Here is a 13036-nt window from a genome sequence, read left to right on the forward strand (position 1 = left end):
CTATTAATAACTCACAATGAGCTTATAGCCTTGCGTTACAGCTGCATTCAGTTTAGAAAAATCATCTTTTTTCATTAACACTTCAATTTGGGAAGGTGAACTGTTCCCATCCAATCGATCGGCCTTTTCTTCTACACCTTGTACTTCAGTGTTTTGACTATTTTTAATAAATGCCACAACTAAGTCTGAAGCAATGGGGGGTGAAGCGTTCCCTATCTCATCCTCAATCGTATTCGTTCCATCTGATTTTTTATTTTCCCCTTCAGGCTTACTCAACCAAAGATCCACCGTATCCAATCTTCTTAAAGAACCGGGTACACTCTCAATCCAAGATGACGGAATGGAAAAGAAGAACTCATCTTTGTTCTTTTTTAATGAAGGATCGCCGATTTTATTTTTTGAAAACGAATCAAATTTTTCAATGACCGTTATTGTTCGTTTCCCTAGTAATTCTTCAGGATCTTTGATCATTTCTTCTGTGACATATTCATTCGGTATCTTTTGAACGGTGATATGTTCTTCTTCAATGATGGAATCTACGGGAATTTCATCCCTTGCAACAACAACATTCTCACTGCTAAACCCACCTTTAAAGATGGTGTTGTCTGCGACAATCCAACCAAAGAAGAGCATCAAGAGAACACCCGTCCAAATTTTTAATTTCAATCTGTTCTTCATTCCAGTTCTCCTTTCTCTTACCAACAAAAAAGACACCTTGCGGTTTAGCAGGGTGTCTAACTTTTATATTTAATTCACTTTCTTATTCCAGAGGTTAAATTCCTTGATGTCTTGGTCTGTCCATGAGTCTGGAAACAATGGATCTGAAGGATTCACTGGACTCAAAAAGATACCGTCTTGTTTCGTTGTTGGAGAATCCATATGGCCATACATGAACGCAAAGATTTCTAGGTTGTCATTAATCTCAGTGTGAACCTTGTTTACCCCTATCGGAATGGTAGATTCAAACATAATCGGATACGTACCTAAGTCTCCCCAAATCGGGGTATAAAACTTTCTACCGCCATCTCGTAGCGCCTTTTTAATACGCTTGTCCTTCGCTGCGACTTGTTGATCGGTAAACAGATTACCCGTTTCCCTTTCCACATTTACATGAGGCAACTCAAACATATTATTGGTTGTCCGTTTCTGTCCGGTGGTACTTGTATCCGTTAAAACTTTGTCGAGCGTTACAATTGATTGGTCGTTAGTTACTGGATAATTGACGTAAGTATCTACCAATTGTTTTGGCAGCTGCATGTTGTAAGAAGTGTTGATCGTGCCTCCTAGATCATTGCTGTAATTCACTTGGATAGGAGTATTAAAACCGTAACCTGTTCTCTTCTTTTCAATCTTTTTAAATGTTAACGATAAATTTTCGAAGTACAGAACCATGTTTTCTCTGACTTCACGTTCTGTCATCACAACGCCGGTATAACCTAAAGATGATTGATCTTCCGCATATGCTCGTAATCTCTTTTCACTACTTGTATAGCCGTCTGTCGTTAACGTACGAGCATCTGATGCAATATCGATGTCGTTTGGATTGTATCCTTCAAGCTTAACCGTGTAAGGAGCTTTCGTATTTACTGTCAGATATTTAGAAGGAATCTCCATATCAATCTTTGTCGGTAGAGACTTTGCGGTATATGGGTTTGATTGAATCAATGTAGTTCCCTTATACAAGTTAACGTTCACTCTTGCCGTTTCCATGTCTGGCACTAAGTCGTCATAGTTATCTGTTTTATTTAGTTCTAGTTTAACCGGTAACTTATCCGCAGCTGGTGCTGTGTAGATCTGTATCTTCTTCAAACCCGTTTCAATAAGAGGAACATCATATAAGAACGTAATGATTAAGTTCCGATCTTGTACAACTCCAGATTTTGTGGCCGTTGAAAGTGGCCGATATGTGTACTTCCCTTTCCTTAAATCCGTTCTTGGTGAGTAACTGTATTCATCCCCTCGTGACTTTTCTTCATCCGTTCTCGCTAATAAAGAGCCGTCCCTAGCATCTTTGTGAAGCACGGTAATGTTACGTTGAAGATCATAAAAGAATGTAATCGTTATGTCTTCGGTTACCGTACCAGATCTGCCAGCAGTGGATGTTGGCACATAGTCATTTCCTTGATAAGAAATCTGAGCTCTTGGTGAATAACTGTATTTGGAACCAATATTTTTTGAATAACTATCACTATCTAGCAATGTGTTGTTGTAAGCATCTCGGTGAAGAACGTTTATTTTCGCCTGACGCGCCTCAAAATGCACCGTTAATTTTTCTAGAGGGCTTGGATCGGTAGTCAAACCAGCTGATAATCTTTGAGTTGTCCCATTAGGTAAAAATAAAATAGGCTGATACTTACCTAGAGATGGTTTTAGATTATTAAAAGTGATTGTATCATCAAAATTTAATGCGGCTGAAAAATAAAATGATTGTCCACCATTCACTTTTACAGTTTTGTTTGTGTGTGTATCCCCTGCAATATGCATGGTTACGCCAGATGGAACCGGAATATCTATTGAGTTTTTAGGATCTGCCTTAAAAACGACAGACTCTGATACTTGCTTATTTCCTGAAACACTACTACTAACATTATCTTTACTAAAACTTATGTCAGAAACAGGAGCGTCTTCATTGGCTGCATGTGCCATTAAATCGCTATAGCCCGGAATAGAGTTTCTACCACTAGAGTGATTGTCATTAACAACTGAATCTAAAGCGATAGTGGTTGCCACTATGCCTGCGGTTCCATTTCCTACAATGTTTTCAGGTCCATAAGCCCCATAGTATAAAATTGCTTTTACTTTTTCATTTTCATACAAGTTACCTGGTTTGTATGAAGCACCTGTACCAGGAGTAGATTTATCATGATCTATACAGAAGGCTGGCTCCCCATTTACTTTAAAAACACCAACTGTATACAAACCGTATGTAGCTTTGCCTAAGTATTCAACTTTTGTTTCAGCGTGAACAGGTGCTTCAAAACTTAAAACAAATGCCTGAAAAAAAAGAATACATGGTAAGATTAGAGCTAACATTTTTTGGATTTTATTTTTCATTTACATTTCCTTTCTTAATTTTATTTATAAAAAAAGAGTTGTTCATTTAATAAATGAACAACTCACTTTTTTCTTAGCTTATATTCTTTTTTATTCATACTCATCCCATGTGTTTCCGTTTTCTCCATCTACATACCCAGAACCAACATGTTCCCAGTCTTTATTTTCAAGTTGCTCCCCTACAGTGTCCCAGCGATCTTTTGATGATGACTTCGGTGTATTTTTCTTAACTGTGCTAGCACCATTGGATTTTTGAGGAGATTTCTTACTTGTTGTATTTTGATCATTTGATTTATTAGGTGATGTTGAACTCGGTACTTTGCTAGAATTTGATTCGTTTATAGAAGGTTGCTTTAAGGATGACTCTGTTCGTTTATTTTGTGCTGCCTTCTCTATTTTAACTGCTTCTTCTCTCTTTTTTAATTCCTGATCCACAACATTAAGCAAATCAGTTAGATTCTTTTTCGTTTTTTCTTGCTTAATCTGTAAAACTATTTTTTTTGTAGTATCTAACTCTTTCTGATTCAACCCTGGACGAACTTTCTTTTGTTGAAGATTAATGAATAGGTTGTGTACTTTCTTAGTAGTATCTTTCAATTGGACATCTTGCTGCTTAGCTAAATTAATGGCTTTAAGCTGTTGATCTGCAAAAGATGGTTTTATTACTTTTAGGTTTGAAGCTTTCTCGCTCGCTTTAGAGATCTCAGCATTCTCTACCAATACACCTTTTTGATCTAATAGACTTTGAACTAACGTTTGAAGCTGAAGCATATTTTCAGCATCACTAAGCTCCATAATTGCAGTGTTCAACTTTACAGCATTGTCAGTAGTAAATCCTTTACCCTCTTGGTTCTCTAAATCCTTTTTAATGCCTTGTATCTGATCATAGTTAATACCTTTAGATAAAAACTCTTTCTTTGAATTGCTATATAGCTTATCAACTCTTTTTTGTATATCAGTGATGATTTCAGTTTGCTGTGCTTCTACCCTTTTAGATTCTACTGCTTCTACATGATTACTGTAAGTATAAAGTCCTCCACCGGTAACTAATGCTGCTGAAAGGAATCCTACAATCACTTTGTTTTTCATGGATTAACTCCCCTTCTATATTTCTTATAAATTTAGTTTACCATTTTTTCCAATAATAGGTGTCGGGGTTTTCAATGTGGATCTGGAAGATACGAACAAGCAAGCGCAACTTGTTTTTTAAATCAGAGAATATCACTACCACTTAGACAAGGGTTTTTATCAAAATGGGAGTAATATCCTTAGTTCTTTAAAACTTTATAATGGCCTTATCTAAATTCGTATAGCTTATTTGAATTAGGGGTGACGTTAAGGCAGGCGGAGTCACCCAACACCCTATCAACCTAGCTAACATTGTTTTAATCAATGTGGTTGAATGTAGTTGGTTTCCGGCACATACCAACAACCTTTACGCAATAATAAACCCATTATTGCGCCGTAAAAAACATCAAAGACCTAGACTGCTCCACGCGAATTTTTCGCCTTAGGTCCTCCGAATAACGGAGTAATGATATACAGCAGTTAATATATCACAACCAGTAACTATATTGAGTTTTCAAAGAACCATTACAATTTGCGCTTATTTCACTTGTTCGTATCTTCCAAACACACATTTAGTTATGTAATTTCTTGCTGCACCCACAATTAGATAACTATCTTTTTTGAAATCTTACTTTTTTCAAGGTGGTTAGTGGATTTTTTCTCTTAGCAATAATATGACCCTTTTTATTTCTTACGTTTCGAATCTGAGAGAAGAGTCCAGTTAAAGAGATAACCGATCTTGATTCCACTTCAAATGCTGTTCCATCATATAAATTAACAAACTGTTGTTTATCAAAGGTGAAAAAGAGATGTCCTAATGTTTGAAGCTTTCCTAATGAGAAATCTGATAAATAGACTGTCTTGTACTTTGCACTATTGTAGTTTTTCATTTCTAGCTGCATTCCCAATCACTCCTCTAAGAATATGGTTTTTAAAAGAAAAAGAGGCACGGACTTTTAGCCCATGCCTCTTTTAAACCACTTCTCCATCATGAACGCCTTTGCAAGAAAATAATGGCAAGGCAAAAGTATGCTTCTCCCCTTGTTAATTAACAAAAACAGGGTATACTTATTCATGATGCATAATGTAACATTATGCATCAGGAGAAGTGGGCAGACTGGCTAAAACACTCGTGATGTTTTAGTTGGTCGAAATGATAAAGATCTGGTAAATCTTTATCGTTTCCGCCCACTTTTTTTATTGTCATACTTTCTTTCGCACAAAATGCGAACAGGTGACCCTTCAGGAAGTATCCTACATTAACCAAATTAGTAAGTCAAACACAATAGGTATATTATTCAAAAAATGTAAGAATTAGTTCCTGCGTCTTACTACCTATACATCGACATACTATAGCTACTTTTTACTAGGTATATTTTTCCTTTATTTGAAATTAATTTAATAATAACCCTTTAAGGAAAATAAAACAAGTGTTTTTTACCCTTAAAGGATAGACACCAACTAACTAGAGTAAGAAATAATGTTATAATATCAACACTACTGATGATACGGTGGAAGGAGCATTTAGTAATGTACGGTAAAAGATTAAGAGATTTACGAAAATCTCGTAAGCTTACCTTAGTCAAAGTAGCTGAAAAATTAAATATCGCTATGACCACATATGGCGCCTACGAAAGAGAAGAAAAAAGACCCTCTATAGATATGCTTCGATCACTAGCAAATTTATATAATGTATCAACAGATTACATACTTGGACTTACAGATGAAAAGGATCCAAAACCCAATCAAGATTTACTAGATGTACAAAAACTGTTTTTGAGAGAAAAACTCCACTGGAATGGCAGACCACTTAACGAAGAAGAATTAGAACCCATTCGTAAATTTCTTGAAATAGTAGTTCGAGATCGCCTGCCGAAAAACAGTAGTAAAGAAAATAAAGACTAACAAATCTTTTAACTTGTTTTGTACATATCAAAAAACATTTTAATCTCTTTATCATCACTAAGACCTTTACTGTTTAGATAATTTACAACAGCTGCAATATTTGAGAGATCTAAATCATAGCTAAAAATATTTGTTTCTATTCCAATATCAAGAAGACATTTTCTAATTTCTTTTTCCTGCACGGGTCATATTCCCTCATTTCTTATAATTCCCCACTTCATGTGGGGGGTTTTTAGGTGGAATCCGCAATGTCCCCACCCTCTAAAAAGTACAAAAGACGCAGCCAGTAATGGCAACGTCTTTTCAAATCTATGTAATTGGATTGTTTTAATTAGTTCTTTTAACCCTGGCCACAGCATATTGGATCAGCTTTTATTAAATAACCTCTTGAATCAACCGTACTCCCGTTTGTGCCGAAAACCATTAATGCTACTAATGTTACGAAAACTGCTTTTTTCAAATTCATCCACCCCTTTAAAACTCTTAATCTTATATTTTATTCTATCATCAATTAAACATTCTGGTAAACCTAAACCTTTTAAAGAAATTCTTGGAAGATGAATGAATACCATGTCACGTTTATTCTCGTATAATGACATAGAATCTGAGAGTAATTCTATATCCATTGTTGCTAGACCCTTAACAAACTGTGTAAAAGCTGTTTTTTCTCCATTTTCAGTAATAAAACTTTCTAATATTCTCAAGCCTTCTTTACAATCATTTGTCTTAATATATAAATACGCCAATAATGATTTATCCTGAGTTTTAACCTTTGAAAATTTATTATGTATTATATAAGTTAATGGAATTAAATAATCCTTTATATGCGTATCGGACCTTGTTGTCCCTTTTAATAAATCTAATGATTGGTGAAAATGATAGATTGCCTTATCTAAACTTTCAAACATATAAGACGTCCCTAAGTTATAATGCGCAGTAGCCTTATAACCTATTTCAACCTCAGAGTTAGCAATCAATTCTTTGCTATAACTTCTACAGGTTTCAAAATCACCAAATACATGCAAACAAATATATCCAGCAAGTTCTTTAAACCTTATTTCCAAACTAATTTTAAAATACTCAGAAGATTTTATTTTTTTTATTTCATCGGTAATACCATCAAAACTCGCATAACAAAAATCATACTTTTCTTGATCCTGATAAACATAACTTTGTAACAATTGAAGTAAAATTTTTAGTTCTGGAGGTTTTACTTTAATCTCTTTTAACTTAGTTAAGACTTCTTCTGGTCCAATTTTTGATTTTAAAGAACCATCAGACTGCTTAATCTTCACTCTTCCAAATAACAGTTGATATACTTCAACCCATTCCATAATACTTAAATAATTCTTTTTCTTAGGATTAGTCATATCTTTTAATTTATCTAATAACTTATCTCCTATATCCAATTGTCTATTCATTGAACAATATTCGAGTGCAGTTTTTATATTTACCAAACGTTTGACCTCTAAAGCATAGAGATTAAGTACATCATAAGGATTTTCTTTAAAAAGTACTTTGCAAATTTTAATCATGGCATAAAAGTTCAACTCTGACTTACCTTTAATATAATTACTAATCTTTTTACGATCTTTAAAATTGCAAAGACTTGCTAACCCTCTTACTGATATACCTAATACAGCCATTTGTTGATCTATAATATGACGTACACACACGAATATCCCTCCCCAAACCTATTAAACCCGCAAAAATGACAAATAAAAACAATATTCTAGTCAATTTTACACGATTATCCGGTATAAAAACTTGGGAAAATAGACCCTAACACAACCTACTAATAACAGGTTGAACAACAATACTTTCCCAAGTTTGTGCAAACTAGACGAAAAACGGTATTAATTTCACGTACCATAGACCAGTTAGGAGAGAACCTAGAAGATTGAAATAGTCCTTTACCCAGAGCAGGAAGACAGGTTACTAGATATGTATTGGCAGAAGAGACAATTAATTTTAGGCTGATGAATGTATGGTTAATTGCTTGTCCAAAGGTGCTCCGCGGGCGATATTTAAACCGTTTTCAACTGCTAATAGGATACTATCCATCTCGAACTTGCGAACATCTAATGCCTTGATAATGCTCTTATAAAACGCTGTTTTCGTTTGCTTCAGCTGAATTAAATAGTGTAATAAATGTGCTTTTGTCGTAAAACCAGAATTGCTGTTTCTCCCTTTTCCGAAGCACTTTTTGTATAGTTTAATAGATTTCTTAAATACAACATTCAGCATGGATCTTGAGATTCCGATTGCTTCAGAAATCTCTTTCTGCGTGCTTTCGTAGAATGGTTTGTTGGCCGCAATGTTCTCCTGGATAAAGTTGATTACATCTTGCTCCCACTCATACCAATGTGAGCGTTCACGCTCTTCACGAGGTTTCGCATGTTTGTACCACCCTTGTACACCAAAAGAAGACAGACCACTCCCCCATGTTTCTAGAAGATGTGATACATAGTCTTTACTAGCGCCTTGATATTTACCAGAATACGCACTTTTTATGGACTTCTTCAGTTGTGGAAGTGTTACAGGGTACACCAAGTTCGAATTGAACTCATCGAGTAGATCAAAGGCTGCGTCTTTACTCTTACCGGCCGCAAAGCACGCTAAAGCGATCGTGAAAATAGCGTTATCACGACCCATTAAGCCCTTCTCCCCTTTTATGTTTGTCAAACGTATTAATTCCTGAAACCATTCCTGATCGAGTGCATTAAAGTTGCTCTCTACAGAGCGAACCGGATATAGGTGCACACCTTCATTATCGGACTCTTTAGAAGACCAGCTTATAAGTTGCTTCATGGAATATACATACTCTGGGTTGAACCATCGAATGTTTTCCTGGTTCGGCATACGGAAGAAACCAAAGTCGTTGCATGCTAAATCAACGCCTTTGATGCCTCTAGCATAGGATTTTCGTAGATTACTAGAAATGGTTTTCGCCACAAATAAACCTCTAAAGTCATTTTTATTCGAAATGAACAGAGGATTTTCAAGTATGTAATACAACTGGAACCCTTTTGGGGTTTCTAAAATTAAAGTTGGCATGCCGATACTTTCATCCAATCCGTGGATCAGTAGATCATTGACCGTAACACCCTCTTTCGTGTCACAATCAATCACAAAACAGTTCACTTGTTGGAGATTGTCTTCAGCATGGCCTTTTATGTATGTACGTCGAGCATCTATGTAAGTCAATGTATTATATATATTTGGTGTCCAATGGGACACGTCATTTGCTATGTTAAATAAAGATTCTTTGGATGTGACCGGAAAGCCTTTCACTCCAGCAGCTGTCGCAAGATGTTTCTTCTCTTTGACCACGGCCACAGATCCTTTTTTATTTCTTCTTCTGTTCTCTTCACGCATCGATTGAATTTGTTCAGCCACAGACCCTTTTGATTGCTTTGGTTTATAGCGAGTTAACCCATCATGCGTGATTAGATCGATAACTTCTTGATACACTTGTCCCATTGTTTCACCTCCCGAATTATCGGGATAAATAACCAGGACACGACAAAAAAGACGCAATCTCTGAAACCTGTAAACGCACTCGTCCGTGCACAAGTTAAAAAGATCACGCCTCACTAGAAACCCTGTCGTTTTTTGTATGATTTTTTACCAAAAAGTAACATAGAAAAACTGTAACTTCGGGTTGAAATACATACCAAAAGGGTAGTATAATAATGGTGTATCTAGTTAACCTGTAGAGCCGGTGCAATGGTCTGACAGGTCAAAAGTCATTTTAATCGTAGCGCTTGCCGGCGCCGTAATCGATTAAAGTGACTTTTTTATTTATCCGTAGCAATTTTTCAATTAGTATCGATTTCAAATAAAATTATGTACATCTCTGTTGTGAACTACTCTACAACAGTTTTTTTTTTTTGTAAATAGTGGCATTTTACATTTCGGTTCGAAATGTATCATAAATGATAATAGATAAATATGAATATATGATAATATCTCTATAGATAAATAAACAATATACATATTTGTGGAGTTTAATCTGATACCGCGAGGTTTGATTCCTGTCATTGCATTCCTTGCTATTTAAGTAATTTTTGCGGTTTGGGAACATTCATTAATGCACCACATACACACTTAATGTATTATAGATATTATCATATTTATCTATATTCAAATTTATCTATATGAATATAGATATAAAAAAATATTTTTGAAGGTAGGTAGATTTTGTGGCACTTACACTATGTGTAGGCAATTATAAAGGCGGCGTAGGAAAAACCAAAAACAACGTAATGAACGCTTACGCACTAGCGAAAAAGGGTTATAAAGTACTTGTCGTTGACTTAGATCCTCAAGCAAATTCAACCACTGTACTTGTACGAACGAAAAGAGCGGCTTCTTCGGAGATATTTAGTTTTGAAAAAACACTTATGTCGGCCGTGAGAACGGGAAATCTTGAAGGTTTAGAAGTCCAAATTATTGATAATCTTTGGCTACTCCCTTCTTACATTGACTTTGCAAACTACACCACATTTTTAGATATTCAATTTGGAATTTTAGAAGAAGATGATCCAGACTACCATGAAGTAACGAAAAACAAGATCACTTACTTTTCAAAGCTATTAGAACCATTAAAAAATAAATACGACTACATCTTTATCGATGTTCCACCGACTAAATCTTATATTACTGACAGTGCGGTTATGTGTGCGGACTACATACTAATCGTCTTGCAGACACAAGAGCTATCTCTTGATGGAGCTCAAATGTATTTAAAAGATCTTCAGACATTAGCTGATGAATATAACGGTGAATTTGAAATATGTGGAGTACTACCTGTTTTAATGGATGGAAATGCAACTTTGGATCAATTTGTTTTAGATCATGCTGCTGAAGTGTTTGGAGAAGAAAATATTTTTGAAAACAAGGTACATAACATGGCCAGGTTAAAGCGTTTTGACAATACTGGGATTATTGAAGTAGATCAACATGACAAGCGAGTAATTAAATTGTATTCCAAAGTAGCAGATGAACTTGTAAGCAGAATTCAATACTTCGAAGAAAGTGGTGATACAAATGACTGAAAATAACCGAAAAAAACCCTCTGGTTTAATAAAGCAACCTAGAGTGGTGCCTGAACTTCCTGATAAAACGGTAATTAAAGAACAAAAAACAAAATTAAAAGAGAAACAATCTGACCAGGAATCTGTCAAAAAAATAAATCTCAATCAACAAAGTAACATTAAGGTTTCTCTAAATACGAAACAGCAAATTGATATTCTATTAAAGTTTTCTTCTCACAAATTTGCTTACGAACTCATTGATAGTATGATTGATAACTATGTAGATACTGCATTAGACGTTGATCAGAAAAGAGCGTTTAAAACTTTGAGCAAGCTTATAAGCGAATAAATAAAAAAATCGACTTCGTAATTTGGAGTCGATTTTTTTATATTAATATATATGATTATTCTTTAAAATCTCTCTACTAAACTTACGTTTCTTAAGCTATTTTCCTTTCTATAAATCTTAAAACTTTCACTTTGCCATTTCTTTTTTAATGCACTTCTCAATTCTGCTAAAATTATTAATGTTTCGTCTAATCTAATAAAATCGTTATTGACTGGAACTGTATCTATTGCATTAAGAAAATCATCGTCTCTTACTATATTTTTCACCTCGGTTATAAGGTGGTTAATCTTCATGGAAATAAGCTTTGTTATTCTTTCAGTTGGTTTTTTAGTTGCAAGCTTGTTGATTTCAATATATATAGCTTCAGTTTGGGTAGCGAGTTCTCGGTGAACTTCATACAAACGGTCTGTGATTATTGTACTCATTATGCTCCCTCCATGAATGTTCTATATTTTTGATTCATATACAAATGTGGGTTGATTCCATCTCCAAAATTTCGGATCATTTGGATAATATCGTCGTCATTCATTAATAGTATCACTTTATTTTCCTGATATAACCTACGATAGACACGATCTATATCAAGTTTGTCATAGTCTCGAACAATTAGCATCCCGAATTTACCCATGTTCTCGTTAAGCCTTGCTGCTATTTGAAATGCTTCCGTGTTACTAATATCCCTCATATTCTTCAACTCAATGGGAATGGAATTACTACCGTGCTTTTGTTTTACATCACTCCAGAAGCCTCGGTCGGCCGCGTTATAAAAAGTTATATCAATAATTTCACGTCCATCAAAAGTCTTTACCTGAGTTCTAGGGTCAACAAGATATGGATCGAATAAAGTTGTTAACACTCTTGCAATAAAAGATTCATATTTCTTTGCATCTGCTGTCCCAGATTTAATCTGATCTAACTCCATTATAAGCTCTTCAACAGAGTTTTTTTCTGAATCTGTACCCTTCACTTCACTAAGATTAATGACCTGAATCGATTCTCTCTCTTTTTGATCAATATATTTACGCTTTAAATCCGGATTCTCATGCAGTACATCAACTACTGTTTTCTTACAAAAGTTATATTTTTTGTTTATCTCTTGCCAAGAAATTTTAGGGACCTTTCCAATAGAATTTATTGATCTTTGAATTTCGATCTCTTTGAGTATGTGGCGGTATGTTGTATCCCAAAAATCTTTATAATCTATGTCAGCAAACTTTCTGACCACCTTCTTTGGAACGAGTAAAATAGGTGATCCGTTTAGTGGATTGACGGGTAAGTCAGTATAAATCCCATCCCACTCGAGTTCCTCCCAATCAAATACATGTTCAATAATTATATCCTTTTCAATCGGGATATTATGTAGTGCGCATTGACGTTGTGTATACCCAATAAAAAACTGTTTAGCGATATTTGAACACATATCGCTTATCATATCGAACCCTACACCTTCAGTTAACAATTGCATTTCAGCAAGATGTCTGATGCCATGAGTGAGAAGATCATTGTTTAATAGTAACTCGTCATAAATAAGTTTACCTCGTGAATCACCTACTCCTCTCCCTTTATGACTACCAGTACTCAAACCTAACATAGTTTCCTTAACTTCAGGAAAGGACATCAT

General features: G+C 35.0%; 12 protein-coding genes. 3 read left to right on the forward strand and 9 right to left on the reverse strand.

Translation table 11 applies throughout. The features are described 5' to 3' along the window. Nucleotides 1–3: 3 nt before the first annotated feature. The 4 genes from IHV10_RS20345 to IHV10_RS20360 form a co-directional block, all read right to left on the reverse strand. A complete protein-coding gene (locus IHV10_RS20345; protein ID WP_197133912.1) occupies nucleotides 4–678 on the reverse strand; it encodes an SAF domain-containing protein in 675 nt (224 codons plus the stop codon). Between the two features lie 69 nt (nucleotides 679–747). Further along, on the reverse strand, nucleotides 748–3054 hold the full coding sequence (locus IHV10_RS20350) for a thioester domain-containing protein (RefSeq protein ID WP_197133915.1): 2307 nt from the start codon (nucleotides 3052–3054) through the stop codon (nucleotides 748–750). Between the two features lie 90 nt (nucleotides 3055–3144). Beyond that, nucleotides 3145–4143 carry a hypothetical protein gene (locus IHV10_RS20355; RefSeq protein ID WP_197133918.1) on the reverse strand — a complete coding sequence of 333 codons (999 nt, stop codon included), beginning with the start codon at nucleotides 4141–4143 and terminating at the stop codon, nucleotides 3145–3147. Nucleotides 4144–4733: 590 nt separating this feature from the next. Then, on the reverse strand, nucleotides 4734–5024 hold the full coding sequence (locus IHV10_RS20360; protein WP_197133921.1) for a hypothetical protein: 291 nt from the start codon (nucleotides 5022–5024) through the stop codon (nucleotides 4734–4736). A 628-nt stretch (nucleotides 5025–5652) separates the two neighbouring features. Here IHV10_RS20360 and IHV10_RS20365 point away from each other — a divergent pair. After that, nucleotides 5653–6027: a helix-turn-helix domain-containing protein gene (locus IHV10_RS20365; protein ID WP_197133924.1), complete on the forward strand. Its 375-nt coding sequence runs from the start codon at nucleotides 5653–5655 to the stop codon at nucleotides 6025–6027. Between the two features lie 8 nt (nucleotides 6028–6035). Here the strand turns inward: IHV10_RS20365 and IHV10_RS20370 are convergent, their stop codons facing one another. From IHV10_RS20370 to IHV10_RS20380, 3 genes are all read right to left on the reverse strand, one after another. Continuing rightward, the gene (locus tag IHV10_RS20370; protein WP_197133926.1) at nucleotides 6036–6209 is read right to left on the reverse strand and encodes a hypothetical protein; all 174 of its coding nucleotides are present in this window, start codon (nucleotides 6207–6209) and stop codon (nucleotides 6036–6038) included. 210 nt (nucleotides 6210–6419) lie between these two features. Further along, nucleotides 6420–7703 carry an AimR family lysis-lysogeny pheromone receptor gene (locus IHV10_RS20375; protein ID WP_197133928.1) on the reverse strand — a complete coding sequence of 428 codons (1284 nt, stop codon included), beginning with the start codon at nucleotides 7701–7703 and terminating at the stop codon, nucleotides 6420–6422. Nucleotides 7704–7998: 295 nt separating this feature from the next. Further along, entirely contained in the window at nucleotides 7999–9510 is a 1512-nt protein-coding gene (locus IHV10_RS20380; protein ID WP_197133930.1) for a primase C-terminal domain-containing protein, read from the reverse strand. A gap of 722 nt (nucleotides 9511–10232) precedes the next feature. On the opposite strand from IHV10_RS20380, the gene IHV10_RS20385 reads away from it, so the two are divergent. Further along, nucleotides 10233–11087 carry an AAA family ATPase gene (locus tag IHV10_RS20385; RefSeq protein WP_197133932.1) on the forward strand — a complete coding sequence of 285 codons (855 nt, stop codon included), beginning with the start codon at nucleotides 10233–10235 and terminating at the stop codon, nucleotides 11085–11087. Then, on the forward strand, nucleotides 11080–11415 hold the full coding sequence (locus tag IHV10_RS20390; RefSeq protein ID WP_197133934.1) for a hypothetical protein: 336 nt from the start codon (nucleotides 11080–11082) through the stop codon (nucleotides 11413–11415). The genes IHV10_RS20385 and IHV10_RS20390 overlap by 8 nt, the downstream gene beginning before the upstream one ends. Before the next feature lie 62 nt (nucleotides 11416–11477). Here the strand turns inward: IHV10_RS20390 and IHV10_RS20395 are convergent, their stop codons facing one another. Both IHV10_RS20395 and IHV10_RS20400 read right to left on the reverse strand, forming a co-directional pair. Next, nucleotides 11478–11840, reverse strand: a complete 363-nt coding sequence (locus IHV10_RS20395) for a hypothetical protein (RefSeq protein ID WP_197133936.1) — start codon at nucleotides 11838–11840, stop codon at nucleotides 11478–11480. Then, the coding region (locus IHV10_RS20400; protein ID WP_231619639.1) for a hypothetical protein at nucleotides 11840–13036 on the reverse strand (1197 nt) is incomplete at its 5' end. The genes IHV10_RS20395 and IHV10_RS20400, both read right to left, overlap by 1 nt.

The sequence above is a fragment of the Fictibacillus sp. 5RED26 genome, assembly GCF_015903895.1.
In the GTDB taxonomy this organism is placed as follows: Bacteria; Bacillota; Bacilli; order Bacillales; family Fictibacillaceae; genus Fictibacillus; species Fictibacillus phosphorivorans.

Excerpts from the sequence above, each read along its gene's own strand:
- IHV10_RS20380 (WP_197133930.1), bottom strand. The coding sequence starts at position 9,510 with ATGGGACAAGTGTATCAAGAAGTTATCGATCTAATCACGCATGATGGG.
- IHV10_RS20365 (WP_197133924.1), top strand. The coding sequence starts at position 5,653 with ATGTACGGTAAAAGATTAAGAGATTTACGAAAATCTCGTAAGCTTACC.
- IHV10_RS20395 (WP_197133936.1), bottom strand. The coding sequence starts at position 11,840 with ATGAGTACAATAATCACAGACCGTTTGTATGAAGTTCACCGAGAACTC.
- IHV10_RS20360 (WP_197133921.1), bottom strand. The coding sequence starts at position 5,024 with ATGCAGCTAGAAATGAAAAACTACAATAGTGCAAAGTACAAGACAGTC.
- IHV10_RS20390 (WP_197133934.1), top strand. The coding sequence starts at position 11,080 with ATGACTGAAAATAACCGAAAAAAACCCTCTGGTTTAATAAAGCAACCT.
- IHV10_RS20355 (WP_197133918.1), bottom strand. The coding sequence starts at position 4,143 with ATGAAAAACAAAGTGATTGTAGGATTCCTTTCAGCAGCATTAGTTACC.
- IHV10_RS20350 (WP_197133915.1), bottom strand. The coding sequence starts at position 3,054 with ATGAAAAATAAAATCCAAAAAATGTTAGCTCTAATCTTACCATGTATT.
- IHV10_RS20345 (WP_197133912.1), bottom strand. The coding sequence starts at position 678 with ATGAAGAACAGATTGAAATTAAAAATTTGGACGGGTGTTCTCTTGATG.